The 24,220-nt window shown below is 42.0% G+C and carries 14 protein-coding genes and 1 pseudogene; 5 read left to right on the top strand and 10 right to left on the bottom strand.

Annotated elements, in window-relative coordinates; translation table 11 throughout:
• The first annotated feature begins 6 nt into the window (after nucleotides 1–6).
• On the top strand, nucleotides 7–1,215 hold the full coding sequence (locus ACE3JL_RS00930; RefSeq protein WP_271990872.1) for a phosphoglycerate kinase: 1,209 nt from the start codon (nucleotides 7–9) through the stop codon (nucleotides 1,213–1,215).
• Between the two features lie 140 nt (nucleotides 1,216–1,355).
• Here the strand turns inward: ACE3JL_RS00930 and ACE3JL_RS00925 are convergent, their stop codons facing one another.
• The 4 genes from ACE3JL_RS00925 to ACE3JL_RS00910 form a co-directional block, all read right to left on the bottom strand.
• Nucleotides 1,356–1,940, bottom strand: a complete 585-nt coding sequence (locus tag ACE3JL_RS00925) for a Uma2 family endonuclease (RefSeq protein WP_375328641.1) — start codon at nucleotides 1,938–1,940, stop codon at nucleotides 1,356–1,358.
• A gap of 251 nt (nucleotides 1,941–2,191) precedes the next feature.
• The gene (gene opcA, locus ACE3JL_RS00920; RefSeq protein ID WP_271990868.1) at nucleotides 2,192–3,547 is read right to left on the bottom strand and encodes a glucose-6-phosphate dehydrogenase assembly protein OpcA; all 1,356 of its coding nucleotides are present in this window, start codon (nucleotides 3,545–3,547) and stop codon (nucleotides 2,192–2,194) included.
• A gap of 218 nt (nucleotides 3,548–3,765) precedes the next feature.
• Complete coding sequence (gene zwf / locus ACE3JL_RS00915) at nucleotides 3,766–5,295, bottom strand: glucose-6-phosphate dehydrogenase (protein WP_271990866.1); 1,530 nt, start codon at nucleotides 5,293–5,295, stop codon at nucleotides 3,766–3,768.
• Between the two features lie 330 nt (nucleotides 5,296–5,625).
• On the bottom strand, nucleotides 5,626–6,816 hold the full coding sequence (locus ACE3JL_RS00910; protein WP_375328640.1) for a DUF3747 domain-containing protein: 1,191 nt from the start codon (nucleotides 6,814–6,816) through the stop codon (nucleotides 5,626–5,628).
• A gap of 457 nt (nucleotides 6,817–7,273) precedes the next feature.
• On the opposite strand from ACE3JL_RS00910, the gene ACE3JL_RS00905 reads away from it, so the two are divergent.
• Nucleotides 7,274–13,411 carry a translocation/assembly module TamB domain-containing protein gene (locus ACE3JL_RS00905; protein ID WP_375328639.1) on the top strand — a complete coding sequence of 2,046 codons (6,138 nt, stop codon included), beginning with the start codon at nucleotides 7,274–7,276 and terminating at the stop codon, nucleotides 13,409–13,411.
• Between the two features lie 185 nt (nucleotides 13,412–13,596).
• On the top strand, nucleotides 13,597–14,088 hold the full coding sequence (locus tag ACE3JL_RS00900; RefSeq protein ID WP_375328638.1) for a GNAT family N-acetyltransferase: 492 nt from the start codon (nucleotides 13,597–13,599) through the stop codon (nucleotides 14,086–14,088).
• On the opposite strand, the gene ACE3JL_RS00895 is transcribed toward ACE3JL_RS00900, so the two are convergent.
• The 4 genes from ACE3JL_RS00895 to ACE3JL_RS00880 all read right to left on the bottom strand — a co-directional run bounded on the left by ACE3JL_RS00895 (nucleotide 14,085) and on the right by ACE3JL_RS00880 (nucleotide 20,092).
• Nucleotides 14,085–17,105, bottom strand: a complete 3,021-nt coding sequence (locus ACE3JL_RS00895) for a plasmid replication protein, CyRepA1 family (RefSeq protein ID WP_375328637.1) — start codon at nucleotides 17,103–17,105, stop codon at nucleotides 14,085–14,087. The genes ACE3JL_RS00900 and ACE3JL_RS00895 overlap by 4 nt on opposite strands.
• 393 nt (nucleotides 17,106–17,498) lie before the next feature.
• Nucleotides 17,499–18,503, bottom strand: coding sequence for a sulfate/molybdate ABC transporter ATP-binding protein (locus ACE3JL_RS00890; protein WP_375329565.1), 1,005 nt, complete (start codon nucleotides 18,501–18,503; stop codon nucleotides 17,499–17,501).
• A gap of 338 nt (nucleotides 18,504–18,841) precedes the next feature.
• A complete protein-coding gene (locus ACE3JL_RS00885) occupies nucleotides 18,842–19,276 on the bottom strand; it encodes a YidH family protein (protein ID WP_375328636.1) in 435 nt (144 codons plus the stop codon).
• 132 nt (nucleotides 19,277–19,408) lie between these two features.
• A complete protein-coding gene (locus ACE3JL_RS00880) occupies nucleotides 19,409–20,092 on the bottom strand; it encodes a cadmium resistance transporter (RefSeq protein WP_271990852.1) in 684 nt (227 codons plus the stop codon).
• Nucleotides 20,093–20,239: 147 nt separating this feature from the next.
• Between ACE3JL_RS00880 and ACE3JL_RS00875 the strand changes: the two genes are divergently transcribed.
• A complete protein-coding gene (locus tag ACE3JL_RS00875; protein WP_375329564.1) occupies nucleotides 20,240–21,160 on the top strand; it encodes a LysR substrate-binding domain-containing protein in 921 nt (306 codons plus the stop codon).
• A 175-nt stretch (nucleotides 21,161–21,335) separates the two neighbouring features.
• Nucleotides 21,336–21,500, top strand: a pseudogene (locus ACE3JL_RS00870) (IS30 family transposase); the annotation flags it as partial.
• 318 nt (nucleotides 21,501–21,818) lie between these two features.
• Here ACE3JL_RS00870 and ACE3JL_RS00865 read toward each other — a convergent pair.
• A complete protein-coding gene (locus tag ACE3JL_RS00865) occupies nucleotides 21,819–23,381 on the bottom strand; it encodes an iron uptake porin (RefSeq protein WP_271990850.1) in 1,563 nt (520 codons plus the stop codon).
• Nucleotides 23,382–23,651: 270 nt separating this feature from the next.
• A complete protein-coding gene (locus ACE3JL_RS00860) occupies nucleotides 23,652–24,215 on the bottom strand; it encodes a thylakoid membrane photosystem I accumulation factor (RefSeq protein WP_271990848.1) in 564 nt (187 codons plus the stop codon).
• Between the last annotated feature and the right edge of the window lie 5 nt (nucleotides 24,216–24,220).

Genomic DNA, 24,220 nt, shown 5'->3' with positions numbered 1-24,220 from the left:
TGGGCTGTGCCAAAAAAAACAGTAGCGAATTTAACAGAGGCTGATTTAGCGGGTAAACGGGTCTTAGTCCGGGTCGATTTTAATGTTCCCATGGACAAAGCCACCGGGGCAATCAGCGATGATACCCGCATTCGGGCCGCACTACCAACTATTGAGGATTTAATCAAAAAAGGGGCTAAGGTTATTTTATGCAGCCACATGGGTCGCCCCGACGGTCAAGTTAAAGAAAATTTGCGTCTGACCCCTGTAGCTAAACGTCTCTCGGAATTATTGGGCCAAGAAGTAATCATGTGTCCCGATTGTATTGGTGAGGGAGTGACGGCAGCGATTAGTCAAATGTCTAACGGTCAAGTGGCCCTGTTAGAAAATCTGCGTTTCCACGGTGAAGAGGAGGCAAATGATCCCGGTTTTGCCAAAAAATTAGCCGCTAATGCCGATTTATATGTTAATGATGCTTTTGGTACGGCCCACCGCGCCCACGCTTCCACGGAAGGCGTTACCCACTATCTCAGCCCCTCGGTGGCGGGTTATTTGATTGAAAAAGAGTTAAACTACCTACAGTCCGCTATTGAAACTCCCCAACGTCCCCTAGCGGCGATTATCGGCGGTTCTAAGGTTTCTAGTAAAATTGGCGTGATTGAAACTTTATTGGAAAAGTGCGATAAACTGCTCATCGGTGGCGGTATGATCTTTACTTTCTACAAGGCCCGCGGTTTAAGTGTTGGTAAGTCTTTGGTGGAAGAAGACAAACTAGAGTTAGCTAAATCCCTGGAAGCAAAAGCTAAAGAAAAAGGGGTGGAATTCCTCCTTCCTACCGATGTGGTGTTAGCGGATAAATTCGATAAGGATGCCAATTCCCAAATCGTCAACGTCGAAAATATTCCCGATGGTTGGATGGGATTGGATATTGGACCTGAATCAGTTAAAGTTTTCCAAAAAGCTTTATCTAACTGTAAATCTGTCCTCTGGAATGGCCCGATGGGGGTGTTCGAGTTCGATAAATTTGCGGCGGGTACAGATGCGATCGCTAATACTTTAGCCGATTTAACCGCTACGGGTACAACTACTATTATCGGTGGTGGTGACTCGGTGGCGGCGGTGGAAAAAGTGGGAGTGGCAGAAAAAATGAGCCATATTTCCACCGGTGGTGGCGCTAGTTTGGAATTACTCGAAGGGAAGGTTTTACCCGGTATTGCCGCTCTCGATGAGGCCTAATTATCGCTAATATCTAAGGTTTAAACAAGGTGGGTACTAACCCGCCTTTTTTTTATGAATTATGAATTGGGAATTAGGTTTTTAAAGTTGGATTGGGAGTTGATCATACCAGGACTTTTGCGGCAAAAATAGTTGAATCATTAGGATACTTCAATCGCAGTAAAATCCACTCGCTGATATAAATCTGTCAGGGATATTTGAAAATCTAGAGAAAACAGAGTTAAAATCGCTTCTTGGCTGTGATAATCCCGAAATTCCCAATGATCGCCTCTTTTATGAAATTGTTCGATATAATAACCATATTGATCGATTAAAATATATTCTTCAAAACTATCAAGAGAGCGGTAAAATTTAAACTTATCACCCCGATTATAGTCTTGAGTAGATTTTGATAAAACCTCGATAATCACCTGTGGATTGGTAATCGTATCGGTGCGTCCTCTTTCGAGAATTGGTTCTCCCTTAACGATCATAATATCGGGATAGGTGTACACATTATAGGCGGGTATGGCCAAGCGTAGATCGTTGATAAATATATCGTAGGCTTGATTCTGGATAGTTAAGGGAAATTTTCTACAGAAATTCAAGGCAATGCGATTATGGTTAGGAGTTCCCCCGGTCATAATAATAATTTCTCCATCTCGATACTCGTGTCTGTCGGTGGCAGTTTCCTCTAGTTGAAAGTATTCTGCGACTGTGTAGCGTTTCTCAGTGGTTGCGACCATATTGCCCCCTTGAAAGCAAAGCTCTGTTTTTATAATAACCTGTTTTCTGAAAAGGTAAGTAGCTGGTTATAATTAAATTAAAAATGGATTTTGCCTTTAATCCCCCCTTGATAAGGGGGGTGTCTGACAGTTTTTAACGCCTAGCTACTTATAATTATCGGTTTTAATCAGGTGCTGACTGCTGTATAAATATCGAGAGACCTTGTTAACAAGGTCTCTTCAAAGTGGGTGGGATTATTATTGCTAATTTGCTAATCTGGTTGGGATAATTTGAGGATAGCGCCGGTGACTTTCATGCTTTCTTGATAAAGCACATCTTGGCCCCAACGCTGTAACTGTTTACCTAGAAGAGTTTCTGTTTTTTGGTCTTCCAGATGGGACACTTGTTCAATGCGGCAAGATTGGGCCCCTCCCGAAGCTTCCATCCGCATACAGCCGGTAGTTCCCGAACAAATTACCGTGCAACAATCGGCCTGAAGATTAGTAGAACTGAGTTTAATACTAATCAGATCCCCTTGTATCTCACCCCAATCGGCCACGGGAACACCGGCTAATTCCGCCTCAATTAAACGCTGGTCCAGACCGAGGAAACTAATCCGATGAATAGCGTAATCTCCCGACTGGTGAGTATATCCCACCGGTCGCCATTGTAACCGGCTGGCCATCCAACCGAGGAACATAAAAGCTTGACAAGGATTGCCCTTTTCGTAATCAATAGTGATGCGATCGACTTCCAGAATAGCATCCCGACGCTCTGGCGGATCAAAAGCCTCGGCGGTTAGTTCTTGCCAAGGAGCGAGACGACTCCAGTTTAGGTCAGCTAATGGTACATCTGTTGCTAATAAATCCCCCACCTGCAGCAGTTCCGTTTCTGGTTCCCGAAAAGTGCTGGAATCGACGATAACCGTATCACATTGACCGGCCAAACGTTTAAATAGTCCATATTCGCCATCGGGACTGGCTTTCCACCAGAGAAATTTAGGCAAACTGGGAATAGTTAACTCAGAAATAATGCCGCCAATTCGTTCCAAAGCTTCCGCTGTACCGCTTAAAGTGACGTATTCACAGCAAACTAAAGTGTTCTGACTACGTTTGTTAACGGGACAATAGGCAGAAACGGAGGCTTTCACCCCTTCATCGGCCTCGGCGGTGGGACAGAGGGTAATAATGCGACAGGGATTGGAAGCAGCGATCGCATCTGCGACCCCAATCGCGTCCAAATCGGCGGCGTATTGACGATGATTAGCCCCGTCCTCGGCGTTTTTTTCCGCTTCCCAGGCTGCCCTTAACCCGGCGACAAATTCATCGCTAGAAAGCCCAGTTATTTCTAGTCCTAGGTCTTTCTGGGCCACTTTGATGGCGGCGTAGGTCCGCGGACCGGCAATACCATCAATCGGGCCGGTGTAATAACCGAGAAGGGTTAACAATTCCTGTACCGCATCGGGTTCATAGACAATAAAGCTAAAGGTGGTGGCCCGGGTGGCGGCCATACCATCCTCATTATTATTGTAGGATTGCCAGATATCGCGTAGTTCCTGCTCGATCACATCGATGGAAACATCTTTCGGTGCTTGCAGGGAGACAATGGGGGGGCTTTGGGTAGTCATGTCAGTTATCAGTTATCAGTTATCAGTTACCAGTTACCAGTTATCAGTTATCAGTGATTCAGTTACCAGTTATCAGATGTGAGTTATCAGTTATCAGATGTGAGTTTTTAGTTATCAGATGTGAGTTTTTAGTTTACTGATTACTGTTTACTGATTACTGTTTACTGCTCACTGTTTACTGCTCACTGTTTACTGCTCACTGATTACTGTTCACTGTACTAGAGTCGTCGCCAACGACGGCCATCGCGGTTAAGGAGAAATTCCGCTTCTGTGGGTTCCCAGGTACCCGCTTCGTATTGGGGTACGGAGGCAGGATCAGCGGGAGCGTCCCAAGCGGCAAGAGCGGGAGTAACGATGCGCCATGCTTCTTCTACCTCGTCAGAACGGGTAAATAAGGTTTGATCTCCCAGCATAGCGTCTAAAAGTAGGCGATTATAGGCATCGGCGCTGGTGACACCGAAGGAGGAACCATAGCTAAAGTCCATTTCTACCGTGCGCGTGCGTAATTCCGACCCCGGCATTTTCGCCTCAAAACGGAGGGCAATACCTTCGTTAGGCTGGATTCGCATACTCAGTACATTTGCATTAGTTTGTTGAGCTGCCGATTGGAAAATTAATAACGGCACATGGCGGAATTGAATGGCAATCTCGGAAACTTTTTTAGGCAGACGTTTACCAGTACGCAGATAGAAGGGGACACCCTGCCAACGCCAGTTATCTACCATTAATTTCATGGCCACATAGGTGGGAGTGGTCGATTCCGGATTAACCCCCGGTTCTTCCCGATAGCCCGGAATGGGTTTTCCTTTCATCCAACCGGCTTTATACTGGCCGCGGATGGCGGATTTTTCTAGGTTATTAATATCGGCCAGGTGAGTTGCTTGTAGGACTTTGACTTTTTCGCCGCGGACACTATCAGCGTTAATAGCGTTGGGTGCTTCCATCGCCGTTAAGCAGAATAACTGCATCAGGTGATTTTGCACCATATCCCGCAAAGCTCCCGATTTTTCGTAATATCCGGCCCGCTCCTCCACTCCCACGGTTTCGGCCACGGTAATCTGGACGTGATCGATAAATTGACGATTCCAGAGGGGTTCAAAGATAGCGTTAGCAAATCGGAACACCAATAAGTTTTGGACGGTTTCCTTGCCTAAATAGTGGTCAATGCGATAAACTTGGTTCTCCTGACAAACCTCTTGTACGACTCGATTGAGAACTTGGGCAGAACTGAGATCTTTGCCAAAGGGTTTTTCGATCACTAACCGGTGTTTAATCGGGTCTGTGAGCATTCCGGCTGCGCCGAGGTTTTTAAGACCGGGGGGAAAGAAATTAGGAGAAACCGCTAGATAAAAGACTCGATTGCCGCGAGTTCCCCGGATTCCGTCTAGTTCTTCCAGAAAGACTTTCATTTTGGCGTAACTTTCTGGGTCGTCCATGTTGCCGGGGAAATAGTACAACCCTTGGGCGAAGTCTTGCCAATATTCCTCACTACCAATCCCGTCGGAAAATTCTTCGATGCCTTGGCGCATCTGTTGGCGAAAATAATCATGACTCCACTCTCGGCGCGCTGTACCAACGATGGTTAATTCGGCCGGCAGTCGTCTTTCCCGTTTCAGTTGATAGAGAGCAGGAACCAGTTTTCTTTGGGTTAAGTCTCCTGATGCCCCAAAAATGACTAAGATTAAGGGTTCTGGGGTTCTTTCTTGTCGCAATCCCACTCGGAGAGGATTTTCGAGCAGCTTTACCATAGGATTTTGTCTAGCCGAGGTGCATTATTTCCTAGTCTAGCGGGAATACTCGACGGCATACCTAAAGTAAAAATTAATAACCACAATCAGTTATCAGTGATCAGTTATCAGTAATCAGTAATCAGTTATCAGTGGTCAGTAATCAGTGATCAGTCATCGGTAATTGGATAATATCTTTAGGCCTTTTTGAAATCAAAAAGTTCTGGGTCCGGGAGTGGTCGGGGGGAAAATTCAGGGAAAAAATCCCTGAAAATTAGGTAATTGACCACCCAAAAATGGGTGAAACCCCACAACCTACCCCTAGGAAAAACTTTTTGCCGCAAACCCTACTTATTTTTTGGCGGTTTTAACACAATCGAGGGTACGGACGATCGCAGCAGCCGCGTAGTTACGACGGGCGGGATCATTTGGTACAAAGGCACTACCCTGTTCGTTCAAGGGAGAGGCCACAGCGCAAAATCCCGACATCTGGGTAATTAACCCGGCAGCCCAATGACCGGAAGTATCGGAAAAATTGACGGGGGTTTTAGTTTGGGCTAAATCGGGGGCTTGTTTTTGCTGAGTTTTCAGGTAGGTGGCGGCCTGTTTGAGAATCGCCATCAATTCAGCCCGGGTGATGGGGTCGGTGGGACGAAATTCGCCGTTAGCTTTGCCAGCAACAATACCATTAGCCCGGGCCCATTGAATTTTTTTGGCACTCCAACGCGTCGCGTCCACATCGTTAAAACTGCCGCTGCCGGGGGGAATCTCTTCTAGGTTAATTTTGGTGACAGTTCCCATCCCTTCAATAATCATCGAGACGAATTGTTCCCTAGTGACGGGATTTTCGGGGCGGAAGGTGTTATCTTCTTTAAAACCGGCCACTACCCCAAGTGCGATCGCTTTTTCAATCTCAGTTTTATAGATATCGCTGCTAATATCCTGGAAACTAGATCCAGAACTGGGGGGGGGAGTGGTTTCGCTGATGGGAGGTCTGCCGACGGCTGCGAGAACTTCCGCTTCTTTGCCGCTAAAGTAGAAGTGGCCTAAACTTTTGCCCTGGAAAGTACGACGGCTAAATCTCCAACCCGGTTCGAGGATAATTTTCATAAATCCTGTTTGCATTCCTCGAGTTCTTCCCACCACTAATTCGGGTCTGCGAGCATCCCGGGGAGTTCCCACTAAGTATAATTCGCCGTTGCGTTCCACAATACGCAGGATGTAATCTAGCCCAAAATCCCGGCCATCAAGACGGATAGAATAACCATTACTATCGGTGGCGCGGCGACAAATGCCGGTAAAGTCAAAGTTGAGAAGCAGCGGGTCGATCATGACGGGATTTGAGCCGTTTTCGCTCCAACACTTCTGTTTTCCTTGGATTTGTTCCAAGACTAGCAGGTCAAATTTATTACCTCCGTAGGGACGAGCGATCGCTACTACCTGGGTCTGCTCGATGTCCTGTTCGTCAAAGTTGGCCGCTGGTGTGGCAGTTATGCCCAAGGTCATTAGGGCGGTTAGGGCGATCGATAATCTGGCTTTCATGATCTTTATCTATAAGACGTTTTTTGTAGTAAAAATAGATGTGCTAGTCCCAATATTCTAGGACTGAATACTTCCGGTGGTTGTTCCAGACTGCGCCGGATTGTTGTCTGTCCGCAGCAGTTTTCTCTCAATCTTCAATTTCCGAACCCATTGATCTGAGCAATATTCTGATGGAACTGGTGGGTTGAGCAATATTAGCTCGGTTAGCTGTTGAAATTGGGAAGATTTTGGCGGATTGTTGAAAATTTTAGCAAGCTATTCGAGTCTTAGGCTAAGATGGGAAGAGAGGCTTTTAATTGGCCGCAGCCCTTGACTTCCTCACAGGATTTAAGCCCAATAATTGCCTAAAAAGTGGCAATTAATCGATCGAGGGCTATCAGTGCCGCGGTGAATTATCATAGTTCATTAGCTCTGGTGAGCCATTGCCCTTTCTTTGGTGTGTGTGAGGTAAAAAATTATGAGTAACTCCCCTGGTGATCCTTCTCCTCGTCCTAATCTTTTTCTGAGTCTTGGTCGATTTTTCTGTCGCCCTTCTACTTTAATTTTTGGGGGAATTACTCTCCTAGGAATTACCTCCCTTGGCTATTTTACGACTCGTTATTTAGTTTATGAACGTCTCACTCCGATTTTAGATAATATCTTCAGTGAAATGCTGCACAGACCCGTCAGGGTAGGTAAGATAGAGGGCTTTTATTTTAATCGCATTCGTATCGGTAAATCGGAAATTCCAGCTACGGCCAATTCTGCCGATAGTTTATCTATTGATGCGATCGAATTGGGATTAAATCCGCTGCCCTTACTTTTAGGTCTGCCGCTGCCGGTTGATGTCAAGTTAATTAATCCCAGTATTTATCTCGATCAGGATAAAAATGGTCAATGGCTCGATAATTTAGAAAAAATATCTAGTAACTTAGATCGGGAGGCACCCATCAGGTTAAATCTGGGTTTTCAGGTGGAGAAGGGAGATATTACTATCCAACCCTATGCCTTGAAAAAACCAATAGAAATTAAGGCCGATGGTCAAGGAAGATTCATCGATAATCAAAGGCAGCCTCTCACCTACAATTTTAGCGCAGAAATTCTCCAAAGTCAAGTAAAAATTGCTGGAGAAACGGCGTTAAAAACGGGTGAAAGTCAAACTAATCTTCAGATTGATCGTTTGAACTTAAGTGAACTATTAACTTTAATTCCTCGGAGCAATTTCCAATTAAATCAAGGACAAGTAAATGCTAATATTGCTCTCAATATTCCCAGTTGGGCAAAGCTAAATCAAACCGAAGGAAATGGAAATTTTCAGGTGACAGATTTGGCGGGAAAATTCCAACCTTTCCAGTACCCAATTAAGCTGACAACTAAGTTAAATTTACAGGGGGATAAAGTATTAATTGAACAAGCGATCGCAAGTATTGGCAAGATTAAAACTGAGGTGAAGGGAGAAGTAAATTGGCAAACTGGTTATCATCTCAAGGTCGCTCTAGAATCGGTAGATTTACAACAGCTTTTAAGAATTATTTATCTGCAATCACCTCTAGATTTACGGGGAGAGGCACGCTCTACTTTTCAAGTGACAGGAAAATTAGATCAACCTCTAATTAAAGGAACCGTTAGCAACAGCAAACCGATTATTTTTGAGCAAATACCTCTTCAATCAATAACCAGTAATTTTCAAACCAATCTCAATAGTCTTAATTTAGATAAAATTCAAATTAAACCCGTTGCAGGTGGAGAAATTAAAGGGGAAGGAAAATTGCAGTTAAATATTCTGCAATCCCTGCAAAAAAATCAACCTCTTGACGGAACAAAAATGCCAATTAATTTGAATTTACAAGCGCATTTTCCCACGAGAAAAATTTTATCTCAATTGGCAACAATTCCCACTAAAATTGAGATAAACGATCTGCAAGCTAAGATTAAAGCTAGAGGTAGTTTAGGACTGCCCCAATTATTAATTAATTGGCAAATACCCATGATTAATCAGTCAGGATTAATCAATGTTGCTGGGGAGGGTAAAGTATTTTTAGGTGGCAACAAAATAAATTTAACCGATACGGTGATTAAAACAAATGGCGGCAAACTACAGGTTAATGCTAATAGTGATTTTACTAGCAAATTAGTCCAGGCAAAAATCACGGGTAATAACTTTTTATTGACTCCTTTTGTGCCTATCGTTTGTCAATATGTAGATATTATTTGCCCCTACTTAGAAACCTTAGAACCCTTAAATTTAGAGACAGCTAATATTCAGGTTATTGGCAAAGTTGATCAAATCAATATTAATACTTTAAACGGAATTGCTAACTTAAGAATTAGCGGTAAACAAGGCACAATTTTAGTCAATAGTCAAGTATTGCAAGGAAATCTTCAGGCCAAAGCTGTCTTAGCAGGATTGCCGATTAATTCCCTATTACCTAACTTACCAACCCAAGTTAAATTAATGCAATCGCAAATTAATTTACAGGGTTATTTAGGGGAATTACTGAATAATAAAAATAATATTTTCAGCAGTTGGCAAGGTCAAGGTAATATGCAGTTATTAGTGGATAATAATCCTTTAATTGCCACAGCCAAACTAAATCGAGGTTTCCTGACAGGAACAGTCAATACCAGAGGAATTAGTCTCAATAATTTCACAGAAAATTTAACAATTCCCGTTAGTTTAGGCAGGGCAAAAATCAGCTTTGCTGGTAGAATAAATTCTCTGATTAGTGGTACTTTGACGGATTTAAAAACTTGGCGCGGAGAAGGAGATATACAGTTACTTGTCAATAATCAATTTTTAAGAACGACAACCCAACTGGAAGAAGGTATTTTAAGCGGTATAGTTAAGACAGATGGGATTAACTTAAATCCGTTTTTACCCAAGATAAATATTCCTGTTAGTCTAGGGAAAACCCAGGTCAATTTCACTGGTGCAATCAATAATTTACTAGCGGGAAAAATTCCTAATTTGTCCACCATCAATGCTAGGGTAAATACTCGCTTGTTAGTGGATAATAATCCTATTAATACTGATATTCAGTTAAACAAAGGTATTTTTAATATTCTCGGTAGTTTAGAGCGTTTTCAGACTAATGTTCCCCTAGCGTTGAATATTTACCAAACGAGGTTTCAAGCAGCAGGAAATGCTCAAACTATTTTCGACTCCCTGCTAGAAAAACAACTGAACTTAAGCAGTGTCAAAGCAGTTTTCAACTCTCGTATTAATGTAGCTAAAGGAGAGATTAAAGCTAAGGCACAACTTAATAATAATTTCTGGCAAAGTGATATTATTGCCGCTAATCTTGATCCCGCTGCCGTACTGGGGCAATTGCCAGGAATAAAATCGATCTGGATTCCTAACTTAGATTTTAGAGCTAATCTAGCAGGAAATATTAAAGAAATTTGGCAGGGAGTAACACCAATTCAGGTTAATAATCTTTCGGCACAGTGGGGAGAAAATAGCTTTAATGTGCGAGGAAATATTCTTTTAGCTAATCTTACCAGTCAACCCGATATCGCTGAGGTTAACTTAAATCTACAGGCAAAAACCGACCTTGCTGCTGTACCGCTAAATCAGATTATATCACTTTTGCCGATTGACTCTAACCTAAAACCCAAAGAATCGACACTAACAGGGATAGGAGAATTTCAAGGACAAATCACAGGAAAAAATTTCTTAAGTGCTTGGCAAAAAGTGGGAAATATACAAATCAAAGGGGATATAGATTTAGCTAACTTTAGCATTAATGAGCGACTCTTTGAACCCCTACTAAAAGGAACAATTCAAGCAGGAATCGGTCAAAATATTAGTTTAAATCTGCGGGGAAATCAAGACATTATTGACCTAACTTTTGATCCTTGTCAACAAAATAATTGTCTGCTGCCCTATCTTCCCCTAGAGATGAATATTCGCCAAGCTTTTGGAAATAAGACTCCTTTTCTAGCAACAGCTAAACGAAGCGGAGAAAAATTAAATGTTCAGATTGCCAATTTTCCCCTAGAAATCCTGAAAATATCTCCCACGGCAGCCTACAATATTCCGGGGATTATTACTGGACAATTGAGTGCCAATCTAGACATCAATTTATTTAACTTACAGGGACAGGGACAACTAGAGATTAATCAACCTAGTTTAGGTAATTTAATTGGGGAAAAATTAACAGCACATTTGGTTTATCAAGATTCCATTGTTCAACTACAATCGGGAAGTTTGCAAGCAGGTGCAAGTCAATATAATCTGCAAGGTTTATTTAATTGGCAAACCCAAGCAATAGAAGCTAAACTCAGGGTAGATCAAGGTTATATTCAGGATTTATTATCAGTTGCTAGTATCTATGATTTAACCAGTTTAATCAACTTTTTCTCCCCAGAGAATAACCCAGCTATTGAACTTAGTCCCCTAGGAGTAGGTAATCCCGAAGCTTCCCTAGCACAACAGGTAAATTTGCGGGCAAAAATTGAAGAAATAATCCAGAAATTAGCAGGGGAAAGAGGGGTACTTGGGATACCTTCTGAACTAGATTTTCGCGGTCGTTATCAAGCAAATATAGCCTTAACTGGGACTTTTAAAAATCCTGATCTTAGCGTACAATTTCAGGGTAATCGATGGGAATGGCGACCCCAAAAACCGACGGTAAATATTGTTAACCCTCTGGGAATTGTCACCACCGATACCCAATTAATTCCGATTGATGAAGTAACAATTAATCTTAACTTAAATCGTCAGTTGCTCAGGATAGAACCGATTAGATTAAAATCACGAGATTCTTCCGTATTTTTAGCGGGTGATTTTTCCTTAAAAAAAGTAGAGGGAACTTTTGTTGTGGAAAATCTTTCTCTCGACCTCTTGAGAAATTTTGTGCAGTTTCCCTTAGATGTATCCGGGAGTTTAAAAACTCAAGGACAAATTACAGGAACCTTATTAAATCCTCGTATTCAGGGTAACTTTGCCTTTATCGATGGTGCAATTAATGCCCAAAATATTAATCAGGATATAATTGGGTTATTTACCTATAATCAGTATCGTTTTGATTTGCGGACAACCTCCTCTGAATCAATCCAACTCTATGGCAGCATTCCCTATCCTCCCTTACCGGGTAATGATCAATTAAAAATACAAGCAAAATTAGGAACCGATGCAATCAAATTAATTGAAGCTATCAGTCAAAACGCCATCGAATGGGTTAAAGGTGAAGGAGAGGTAGTTCTTTCAGCGACGGGAAGATTAGATGTAACAGAGGGATTAAAAATCAAAGATTTAGAAGCAAATGGTATAGTTACTCTCGATAATGTCGCTATCCGCAGTGTTGCTTTTCCAGAGATTTTAACCGTAAATGGCCGCATTGGGTTAACCCCTGAAAGCTTAACAGTAGAGGAATTAGAAGGCTCGATCGCTGACAGACAAATTTCTGTGGTGGGAGTTTTACCTTTCTTTCAAGCCATCAAAAATAGTTCTAATCCTTTAACAGTTAATATTCAAGAGGGAGATATAGCAATTAATGGCCTTTATCGGGGATTAATTGCCGGAAATGCCGTGGTGACAGGGACAGTCCAACAACCAATTATTGGGGGGAATGTGCGTCTTTCTAGAGGTAAAGTTTTTCTTCCTCGCACCCCAGAAATTAATCAAGCAACCAATAAACCAGTGAGTCGCTGGCTGCAGCCTCTCAACATTCCTCAGACGACAAATATCACTCCAGTTTTAAATAATTTTCAAGTGTCTTTAGCAGGATTATCAATTGAACAAGAACCTTTATATCAATTTGATTTTAGTGGTGCTTTAACCTTGAACGGTCCGCTCACTCCACTAGAGAAATTACAAACCAATGGAGTGATTAATCTCGATCGAGGACGGGTTAGCTACATCGATACGCGTTTTCTTCTTAACCGACGCAATCAAAATGTTATTGTTTTCGATTCTAGTCGCGGGTTGGGACTTTTAAACCCCTTTGTTGACATTCAACTGCGAACAATTCTCAGCGAATTTTCTCAATCTCGCGATTTTGCAATCTCCCGTCCGGGGGGGGATTTTCCTAGTAATGAAATTCCCGATGATAGCCTCAATCGCATTCAAAGGATTGATGTCACCCTCAGCGTTGAAGGGGAATTAAACCGCTTGCTACCAAATTTAGGTCGCAACATCAATGAAGTCTGCCAAATTCGTCCCGATAGTCCCCCTTTTCCCCTAGAGGAAAACTATACAGATGCAGAATTACAAAAAGCTGCTAATTGTTTACAAGCAGTAGCTTTTGCTAGAGGTGAAGATGAGGGATTGCTTAATACTCCCCTAGTTAAATTAACCAGCACTCCCCCCCGCAGTCAAGGGGAAATTGTTCGACTTTTGGGGGAACAATTGCTATCGGTTTTTAATGGTTTACAGGGGAAAAATACAGAACAATTGATTCAATTTGGAGTGGTTCAGTTGGCCATTCCCCTCTTAGCGCAAGGAGTCGTCTATGATGTGGAGAATGCGGTCAGTAATGCGATCGGAGCAACAGATTTTAATATTCTTCCTAATTTGGAAACCGTTTATCGAGTTAATTCCCAGTCTTTTATCCGCTTCTCCTACGATTACAATTTGAATGAGTTTACCGTCCGCTATCAAACCCAATTTTAAAGTAAGATTGAGAGATATAGGAGAGTTCAGAAGTTAGGAGACAAGGGAAAATTAGGTTATACTTCATCTTAAGTACCTAAGCAAAATTAATTACACGCTTCGATGAAGCTATTGCCTCTTGCCTCTTGCCTCTTGCCTATCTTCACTGGGAAATTTATTTTGCATGACTACTTACTTGATATTCTATGATTATTCGCGAGGCTAAGGAAACAGATTTACCAACAATTATCGAGATTTATAATGCTGCTGTTCCCACTCGCAAGGCAACTGCTGATTTAAAGCCTATTTCCCTCGAAAGTCGGCGAGAATGGTTTAAAAAGCACGAACCTGAACAGTATCCCATCTGGGTAATAGCGATCGAAGGTCGGGTGGTAGGTTGGCTGAGTTTACAGATGTTTTATGGTCGTATCGCTTACCAAAAAACGGCAGAGGTTAGTTTATATATTGCCCCCGATTATCAAGGTCGTGGAATTGGTAAATTATTAGTAGAATATTGCTTGAATCGTTGTCCCAAATTGGGTATATCTAATCTTATCTGTATTATTTTTGCCCACAATCAAGCCAGTATTTGTCTCTTTGAAAAATTCGGCTTCCAACGATGGGGTTATTTACCCCAAATTGCCGCTCTAGACGATTTTCTGGCTGATGTGGTCATTTTAGGAAAAAAAGTCGCTTAAATAGGCAATTTTCCCATAGCTAGACTAAATTCTAGACTTAGTTGAATATAAGCATTTTCTGATTCGCCTAGAGATGGTTTCTGGTTGAGAGAAAAGAGATAGTCTTCATACCAAATCTCAGAACTTCCCGCACATTTTTCATCTCTAAATAACCATTGTTGAAACACTTGTTCTCTACCATCCTGAGGGACAACAATCTGATAAACTTTTAGAGATTTTTTAGCAATTCTCCGGCTGCCCTTGCTGGTTAATTCATAACCTAACAAGTTCAAACAATTACGAATAATCGTCAGAGGACGGGAAGTATTAGAGAGATTAATCTTGGTGATAGTTTTAATCTCGTTACGATTTTTAATGGCGATTGCAGCCATTTTTTGTAAATCGGTATCATGGTTAGTTAATTCTCTTTCAGGGTTAGCTAATAATACGGGAATTCCCAACACTTCTAACGTCCCGATAATCACTCCTAATTGACTACCATTAAAATCAGGAATAAATAAACTTCCGTGACCTGATTCTATCAGTTTACGGGCAATTAAAGCATCTCGATCACACAAAAATTGTCGCCCAATTGTCAAAAAGTAATGTAGGCGTAGTTCTTGATACCATCCTTGATCATCTTTAATCACTAATTGCGGTGTAATGGGAATTCCATAGCGTTTGTATAGGTCATATTTCCTGATAATTCTCCTTTCTTTCACTGACTTAATTAACTGTTTTTTTAGCAAACGATATTCTGATTCCGTGATCTCGGCTGCGCTGGCAATTGCCTCGCATTCAGAACGATAATTATGTTCCCTAATTTCCTCAATTGCTGCCGTTAACTGATTAGTTGTTTCCAGTTTTTCCTCCTGATTCCGTTCTTTAATTCTATGACCTTCTGTTTGTAAAATCCCTAGAATTGACTGACGATAGTTAAGCATATAAGCATTTGTTCGCACAGCCATTTTAGCCCAACAGAGGAGAGATTCCGCTTGAAAATTTGTATCTAAATCCTCCAGAGATTCTAAATCTGATTGGTGTAGTAAGCGAATATTCACCTCGGTTAATCGGTGTCCAGAGGTGAGAAGTTTGGGAATAGAAGTGGAACCATTGCCCACCTGATTAAATCCGTAGGCTGCTGACCAAATATAACGAGGAATATTCTCCCTAATTCTCCCTAAAAATTGAGCGATAGAAGTGGGAGTCTGAATCCCCTGCGCTAAACACCAAACCGAGGTGAAGTGTTGCTGAATATCAATACTAATTCCCGTTTCGATCGCAGGACTAGCTAGAACTATATCATAGTTAAGTAACAACTGATTTAAATTGCCAATCGCTTGATAAGCATCGTGACTAGAATCTTGCAATGACTCTGAGTCTATCCGTAGAATTTTCTTTTGAGGGAATTGCTTTTTTAAATAAGACTCTAGGGTAATCGTACCCCATTTACTGGTTAACTTTTGTGCTGATAAACAAACAAAAGGTTTTCCTCCTTCTTTAATATGTTTTACTAAATCCTTAACTAGTTGTTCGGGAGTATTATCAGAGTAGTTATAAACTCGCCAAGCTTCTTGATAACTTGGTTTCCACTCGTTATTAATTAGAAAAGTTTCTAGTTTAATTGTCGCTAAAGAAGTTAAGTATTCTAAGGAAATATCACTTAAATCAGCATCAGCAACTAAGATTTTACCCCCACTGCTGACCACAGTTTGCAGCAGCGACTTTAGGGATTTTAAAATTGCCACTCGATTAGTTTTGCAAGTATCCCCATTTAACCCATGCCATAGAACTTGTTCGATCTCATCAATAATAATAATAGCTTCTTGCCAATCTTCTGCTTGAAATTTAGCTTGTGATTGGGGATGAAGAGAGTCAATACATAAACCATAACCGTAAATTTGTGCTGCAGGATTGTCCCTAATATTACTGATATAGTTTAAACCAAAGCGTTGACATAACTCCTCGACCAGTTTCACCCGATGACCGATAACTAAAACTTTTTGTTGATTGGCAATAGCCTGTTTAACTATCTTGGCTAAAAACTCAGTTTTCCCCGTACCTTTAGCCGATTTAATCGCCATTAACTGCGCTGATGTCGGGATAGCAATATCTGGCAAGTAACGACTATTTAACTCTAGATTAGGTGAGAGAGTTAAACTATTTAAACTCGCTGCCTTCCAAATTTCCCAAGAGGTAGCTTTTTGATAGACTTGCTGGAAGTAATCTTCTCCACGATTGATTAGTAAATCATCTACTCCTTTACCATCGGCAGCATCCCAAGTAACCACCTTTACCTCACAGTTAGCCTGACTGAATAGATAACCCATTCTCTGTAAAGCTAAATTAACCGCTTGTTGGGTTTTTGGTTTAGTTTCTTGATCAAAAACTAGATAAATCTTTCGTCCTGAATGAGCTAATTTTTCTAGCTGCGGAATTAGATGAGATTTGCCGATTCTCCTACCTAATTCGTCCTTGGGAGTGCGATAACCATTGTGAATTCCTGGTAAGGCAATTGTTACATAACCTGCTGTTAATAATGCCCCCGCTTTTTTTGCTCCTTCCGTAAGACAAATAGGTATCTCTGGATGTTTAATTACCCAAGACCAAAAACCCAGATCCTCTTGCGTATTGTCCACTTCTTCAGTTAAAATATTAATACTGATATGGTGGGCTATCTTTTGCCAAATTTTTAGGGGAACCCGCAAAGCAAAGACTCCCGTAGGGGTTTGGGGAGGATGTTCGTACTTAATTGGTTTAGCCTTATCAAAGCTTAAACGGGGAAAATCGGGCTTAAAACAGCCCCAAAGGTCATAATTACCCGTTAATAAGTCAATTCCTGAACACCACCAACCACCTTGACTGATGTGTTCATAACGCTTGAGAATATCATCCCTAACTCTGCCATCATTGCGTCGCGGTAACTCTTGGGAGTAGAGTAGGTATTCACTGGCAGATAATCCCCCTAAACTGGTGACATTGAGATCGATTAACTCCGTATCCACCCCGCTATCACGCCATTCTTCTAAATATTTCATCCTTATCCCCTATTCGCTAGACTCTATATATAGCGTTTTTATCCTATTATTCTAGCGGTAAGACACTAAATAGTGAAAAGAGAAAATTTACTCTCTCACAGGTTCTCAGGGGAAATTTGACTTTTAATCCACTCTTGTCTTAGATTATCGAAAAGTTATGGCAGTTATCTAAATAGTGAGATGCAAAGTTTCGATCCCAAAGCGTTCTGCTTCCAGACTTGCGAGGTCATTCTATATATTCTGACTTTCCCTCCCGACAACTGGCTACTGACTCCGTTCGGATCTCGGTGTGAGACTTCGGACGTTCGACAAGCTCACTAACACGAACGCTGAGTCGAACGCTGATCTCACGGCCGAAACCTAACCCCATCAACAAACTTTTGGCTGCAAACCCTAATTAAAAACGCGAGCATCCCGAGGACGAACATAAACTTGCTCCCCGACTTTGAGATGCAATTGAGCCAGTTGTTCTCGATTCAGATGGGCAATCAGGAGAGAGCGATCGGGTAGAATTAATTCCACATCGATGGCCCAACCCAGATGGATAATGCGCTCGACTTTTGCCGCAATACTAGACCCATTGGGAGAAGAGAGAATTTCTAGGTCGTGGGGACGAATGAAAATCTTGACTCCGTTAGTACCCCCCCCAAGCTGCCCGAATAGTGCGGCCGAGGTCGGTGGTAAAACATTCACCCGACCGATAAAACTCATCACAAAAGCAGAGGCCGGATGATCGTACACCTGATCGGGAGTCCCCACCTGTTCGATTTTACCCTCATTGAAAATTACGATCTCGTCGGCCACTTCCATGGCTTCCTCTTGGTCGTGGGTGACAAAAACACTGGTGACATGGACTTCCTCGTGTAACTGTCGCAACCAAACCCGTAGCTCTTTTCTAACTTTGGCATCCAAGGCCCCAAAAGGCTCATCTAATAATAATACTTCCGGTTCCACCGCTAAGGCCCGGGCCAGGGCAACCCGTTGACGTTGACCTCCGGATAGTTGGGCCGGATAGCGATCGCCTAATCCCTGCAATTGAATTAAACTCAAGAGACTGTCCACTCGTTTTTGAATATAGTCGGGGGTAGCTTTGCGAATCTTTAAACCGAAAGCGATATTCTGACGCACCGTCAGGTGTTTAAAAAGCGCATAATGCTGAAAAACAAAGCCAATATTCCTTTTTCTGACATTTAAATTGGTTGTGTCTTTGCCGTTGATGATAATTTTGCCTGTGTCGGGGGGTTCTAATCCTGCGATCGCTCTCAGGAGAGTGGTTTTTCCTGAACCAGACGGCCCCAGCAGTGCCACCAGACGATTCGATTTGATCTCTAGGTTGATCTGGTCTAAAGCGGTAAAGGTGCCGAATTTTTTCGATACTTGCTCGATGATGATACTCACGGTGGCTAATCCTCTGGCAAAAAATGTATAGGGTTTGACCGTATTTTGATTACGAATCAAGCACAATTGTATTTTAATACAATTACATTTTTCAAGAGACATAAAAGCTTACCATTACTCTTTTTTACTCTTTTAAAGGCTTAATTAACTAATTTTATCCATTAACGACCGGAAACGCATCGGAGAAAAGAGACGACTGAAGCAAAAATCGACTATTCTTTGTGGTCAGCACTGTTGATCACTGGTAAGGGCAGGCGATCGAGTTAGAGGGGGTAAAATAGCTAGTAATTGGCAGTGTACTGGTTCTCCACTGCTCCAACGGACCTAATGCCTACAGTTCACTCGAAGGTCATCATACTACCCATCAACAGATCGGGACTGGTGGCGACAAAATAGATAATTCCCGCACCGAGAATAACGATCGCTAAACTAAATAGTACCACCCATCGATCGGCTGGTTCGTAGGTATCTTCATCTATATCTCGTCTGACTGTAAAATAATGGGCTGTGGTCAAAAATACGGTCAATAAACCCACTAAAGCAAACATTAAGCCTAATTTCCAGCCATAACCGGGCCGGGGAACCAGAGGAGGATGAAAGGCCCGTAAGCGCAGGATAACCATACCAAAACCCATTAATGCGATCGCTGTTCGCATCCAAGACAGATAGGTGCGTTCATTGGCCAGATGATCGCGGACCCGATTGGGATTGACTTTTTTCGGTGTAATGGTGGTCTTGCTTTCCGTCACTGGTGATTTGAGAAAAAATAACATGATCGAGATGACTAGGGGTCGGTTTCAAGTTGACCGCTTGAGAAGATGATGTTATTCTATGGCACTTGAGTTATAGATGGTATGGAAAAAATCTAAAATCTATTTTTAAATGTATTTGTATTGAATCAAAAATTAAATAGATTCTGCTTGTTGCTGAAAAAGCCTCCATCCATAGCTTAAGGACAAGGCCAAGAAAGCGAGGGGAAGACTTTCCTTGATTATAAATACACCCAAACCGATCAACACACAGGGGACAAAGTGGCTGCCGTGACTGGTAATTAAATTAGCGATCGCCGGTAATTGGGTTAACCGATGAGCAGTAAAACACCAAACACCCACCAAGATCAGAAAAACGCTGACGATAGTAACTAAATTTGGCCAGGTATTACTAGCAAACAGCGGCAGATAAATGCCGATATTATCACTGCCATTGGCGATCGTAATTGCCGCCACAGCGCCGGTTTGAGGGGAAAACCAGGCCACCAAAGGAGAAGACGCTGTTGATTCTACAGCCACCTCCAGATGATTATCCGTCTCGGTTTCTTCTCGCTGCCAGAGACTCCGAATCCCGACAATCACCGGCAAAAGACCGAGAAAACGAATCCACTGAGCCGGAATCAAGAAACTCCCGAAAAAGCCAGTTAAACTGGCCAAAATCAGCAGTATAAAGCCTAAATACTGACCGATAACGATATGACGACGGCGAAAAAGTTGATTGACTTGGGTAAAAAGAATCGTCAAAATCAGGATGTCATCGAGATTGGTGGCAATAAAGGCCGCTATTGCTGTAGATATGGCAGTAATCATGGTAGTCATAGGATTTTTTTCTTAATCGGGTCTTCTGATCTCGATCGCCCTACCTCCACTCTAGAAAGAGCCATTAATAAAATCAAATATTCTTTCTTGTTGATTTAATAAATTAAAATGATGGAAAGACGAATAAAGACGGAAAACCCCATTGCCATGGCCAGAATGACCCTAGATCAACTAGAAATCTTTCTAGCGACTGCCGAACATCTCCACTTCACCAAAGCAGCAGAAGCTTTATATATCACCCAACCGGCTGTCAGTGCCGCCATTGCCTCTCTAGAAAATGAATACGGGGTGAAATTATTCCATCGCGTCGGTCGTCATATCGAGATCACGGAAACAGGACGTTTACTGCAATTAGAAGCGCAACGCATTCTTACCCAGGTAACTTTGACAGAAAGGGGATTGGCGGAATTTAACGACTTGCAACGGGGAGAACTACAATTAGGGTCGAGTTTGACTATTGGTAACTATTGGCTGCCGGCAAAAATTAGCGATTTTCAGGAGCGCTATCCGGCAATTAAGATTAACTGCACCCTAGCTAATACGGAAGAAATCTGTCTGGGTACGGCTAACGGACGTTTTGACCTAGCATTAATCGAGGGAGAAGTCAAGAGTGATTTAACAAATTGTTTAGAACAGGAGATCGTCGGCAGCGATCGCCTATTAATTATTGTCGGACGTTCTCATCCTTGGTATAAAAGAGAAGCGATCGAATTACCCGAATTAGTGGAAACTCCTTGGGTAATGCGAGAATCGGGATCGGGAACTCAACAAAGATTCGAGGAAGCGTTACGGAATTGGGGTATCGATTTAAGGACACTAAAGGTGACTTTGCTGTTAAATACCGGAGAAATGGTGAAAGCAATCATCGAGAATAGTTCGGCAGCTGCCGGTATTTCTGAATTGATGGTTCAAAAGGAATTAGAATTAGGCACATTGCGATCGATTCGAGTCATCGATACTTCTGGTTTATCTCCTCGCTATCTCGAATTTACGCGCCCTTTTTTAAAAATAAAACACCGTCAGCGCTTTCAACCCCGCATCTGTCAAGTTTTTGAGCAGATGTTGTAATCTGATAGCAAGTACCAAAAATTAACCTGAGCAAAAATAAAGATATGTAGGGGAAATTATTTCTGGCAAAAGAGATGGGGAACGAGGTAATATAAATCTCTCCTTTTAACTCTCAAAAATTGTCATCTATAATATTTTTAGCCGACAAGTTCTTGGGCTTTCTGAGAAAGAACCTCATCCATCCAAGCGGGGATTAAACGAGCATACCAAAGGACTATTAAGACAATTTTTCCCCAAGGGAACGAATTTTAAAATCGTTAAGCCAGAGGTGGTGGAAAGAGCCGTAAACTTGATTAACAATCGTCCTCGAAAATGTCTTGACTATCGTACCCCCAATTAGGTATTCTATAAAGGTAGATCAGATAGTGATGCAATTCAGACTTGAATCGACCACTTTCAGATAGTTCTATCTTATAAACTCGTCCCATATTTTTCCCTTAACTGTACTAATATGATATTCTACCCTATCTGTAGTTAGATTTTGGAGAATTGGTATAACGCATCAGAAAACGGAGGTATATCCTACCTGATCCTGTTCCAAGGTTCTACCCTGGAACAAGATAAAGCATTGATGATCACACAAAGTCGAGAAGAGACAAATAGCCAATTTAGTCCCACAAGTAGGATTAGTTTATTTCTGACGGGCTGCCTAGACAAATCAGAAAGTAAAAGTCGTGCGGATAGTACCGATAACTAAGGTGGAATTGTTGTTATTGGAGTTAGGAGAAGTAATCACAATTACCCCTGGAGTAAGGGCAATATTATCGGTGAGTTTCCACTCATAAAATCCTTCAATATGAAAGGAAGTATCGGGATCATTAGTGGCACTACCATCATTTAATCTAATACTAGAACTAGATACCCAAGGCTGCATACCAACAATAATACCGGCCGTATTTCCTTCCTTAAATAAATCAGGAAAAGCCAAAGTTACCGCCCAATTCCAGATATCTAAATCCCCGCGTTCTAGTTGTCCATCTAAAGTGCTAAGAGTTCTCGCTTTTGTGTAACCCCCCCAACCACCGAGGACAAAACCATCGACAATTCGCCAAGTAAATTGTAAACCCAAACTATTATTAATTGTCGGGACAGCCTCCCCGAATAGTTCTTCGGTGAAAAATCGGAAATTCGAGCGCTGGCTTCCCGTTCCCGTATCTAATTGGTTATAGCTATGAAAGTAGGATAAAGCAATGCCAAAATTTTCGCCCGGAACATAACCCACCTGCGCTAGGGCAGTATAGGAACCGTTAAATAAACCCGCTCCTGGGTTAGGATCGTTAGCATCTCCAGCAAGATAACCGGCGCTGAATTGCAAAGCCCCATAATTACCCTGTAAACCGAGTCCAGTTTGTCCTGGAGCAAAATAAAGGGGATTGCGGGTACCAAAAGTGGAAAGCGCCCCACTAGCGCCATCTCCATCCAAAAAGTTGAGGGTATTGGTAAAGTCATCTTTAGCACCTCCCGTCGCTTCTAACCAGAGTTGGATATTTTCCGTTAGGGGGAAACTGTAGTTTAAAACTTCTAGCAGTAAATCATTGCCGTCGGGTTGGGTAAAAGCTAAGGTACTTTCAAAAGTTCCCGTAGTATCGGCTAAATCGGCAATATTTCCCGTTGCTAGACGGGTATAGAGTAAATCTTTGCCTGTGAAGCTAGTATTTAATTCTAAACGGGCCCGATAACCAAAAGCTGGCACTTGGGGAATCCCTTCACCACCGTTTTTTTCTCCTGTGGCTACCCCATATAATGCCATCACCACTTCCCCGGTTAATTTAGTAGTGGTGGAAAATTGATTATTTTCCAGAAAAGCGACTCGATTTTCTAAGTTATCAACCCTAGCACCCAATGCCGCTAATTCGGTCTCGAATTCGCTGACTAATCGCTTGATTTTGTCTAGATCTTCTTTTAATACGGCTACTCCTTCTTGAATCAATCTTTCTAGGGTATTTAAGCAGGAATTCAACCCGGCGGCAAATTCCCAACGAGTTAAAGCGCGTTCACCGCGAAAAGTACGGTCAGGATAACCTACTATACAACCATACCTCTCCACGAGACTTCTTAAGGCCTCAAAAGCCCAGGCGGTGGGAGAAACATCCCGCAATTGATTGACACTTGTTACCTGTGCCATGGGGTTACTAGAGAGGTTCTCGAGACTATTAGCCAGTACCGGACCAGAAAAACCCAGTAATATCGCTGCTGTTAGGAAATTTTGCTTGATTTTCATTGCTGTCTCTCACACCTATAAGAATGATTATTGTTCTCAATATAATCAGGTTAGCAAACTTTTTCCAGTCTGGCACTGTTGCTAATATTTTTCAAGTGTTATTTCAGATAAAATCTGATTTGTCTAGCACTTATTGGTTCAAATAAATCTTAAATGATAATAAAACCAATAAGTAAATAATTTTATTGTTCCTAAAAACAAGATAGAGACACTGCTGACAGCATCTCTAAATGATTATTTTTGGTTCAATTGAGGATAAAAAAGAGGTAACTAGCGCAATTCAGCGTTAAACTCGTTAAAAGAGCGTCTTTTTAACTCTACCGATTCCGATCGAGGCAGAAGCTCAAAAACCTTTCTTAAGATATCATCCACATCTTCATATTTAATATTGCCCAAACCATCATAAACCACTTTACCCTGTTGGTCTAAAACCACCGTTTGGGGAACCCCACCGCGATAATAGTAACCCGGTTCATCGGGACGATAGGAAGACTTTAAGGGGATAGAATCGACAGTAACGGGGATAATACTGGCGGCGCGACCATAAAACTCTTGAAAACGGGAGACAATCGCCGCAAATCGCTTACAATCACTACTATCATCCAGATAATAGACAATAATAGCCGGAATTTTCCGTTGAAAAGTTTCCGCTAAATTTAAACGTGGTGGCACGAGGGAACCATTACCCGCATAGACCACAAAAATATTACCATCAAGGCGATCGTCATCGATCCCTGCGTAGGCGCTAGGGGTTAGCCAAGGAGACAAACTCGTCAAGGCCATAATAAGAAAGACAAGACAGATCCGAAGACGCAGCCGATAACGAGATTTCATGATCA

Origin of the sequence: Microcystis sp. BLCC-F210 (assembly GCF_042134685.1) — a bacterium.
GTDB lineage: Bacteria > Cyanobacteriota > Cyanobacteriia > Cyanobacteriales > Microcystaceae > Microcystis > Microcystis aeruginosa_D.
This window is presented reverse-complemented; position numbering and strand designations above follow the sequence as displayed.

Coding starts and splice junctions, on each gene's coding strand:
- ACE3JL_RS00925 (WP_375328641.1), bottom strand. CDS start 1,940: ATGGTCGCAACCACTGAGAAACGCTACACAGTCGCAGAATACTTTCAA.
- opcA (WP_271990868.1), bottom strand. CDS start 3,547: ATGACTACCCAAAGCCCCCCCATTGTCTCCCTGCAAGCACCGAAAGAT.
- zwf (WP_271990866.1), bottom strand. CDS start 5,295: ATGGTAAAGCTGCTCGAAAATCCTCTCCGAGTGGGATTGCGACAAGAA.
- ACE3JL_RS00910 (WP_375328640.1), bottom strand. CDS start 6,816: ATGAAAGCCAGATTATCGATCGCCCTAACCGCCCTAATGACCTTGGGC.
- ACE3JL_RS00905 (WP_375328639.1), top strand. CDS start 7,274: ATGAGTAACTCCCCTGGTGATCCTTCTCCTCGTCCTAATCTTTTTCTG.
- ACE3JL_RS00900 (WP_375328638.1), top strand. CDS start 13,597: ATGATTATTCGCGAGGCTAAGGAAACAGATTTACCAACAATTATCGAG.
- ACE3JL_RS00895 (WP_375328637.1), bottom strand. CDS start 17,105: ATGAAATATTTAGAAGAATGGCGTGATAGCGGGGTGGATACGGAGTTA.
- ACE3JL_RS00885 (WP_375328636.1), bottom strand. CDS start 19,276: ATGTTATTTTTTCTCAAATCACCAGTGACGGAAAGCAAGACCACCATT.
- ACE3JL_RS00880 (WP_271990852.1), bottom strand. CDS start 20,092: ATGACTACCATGATTACTGCCATATCTACAGCAATAGCGGCCTTTATT.
- ACE3JL_RS00875 (WP_375329564.1), top strand. CDS start 20,240: ATGGCCAGAATGACCCTAGATCAACTAGAAATCTTTCTAGCGACTGCC.
- ACE3JL_RS00865 (WP_271990850.1), bottom strand. CDS start 23,381: ATGAAAATCAAGCAAAATTTCCTAACAGCAGCGATATTACTGGGTTTT.
- ACE3JL_RS00860 (WP_271990848.1), bottom strand. CDS start 24,215: ATGAAATCTCGTTATCGGCTGCGTCTTCGGATCTGTCTTGTCTTTCTT.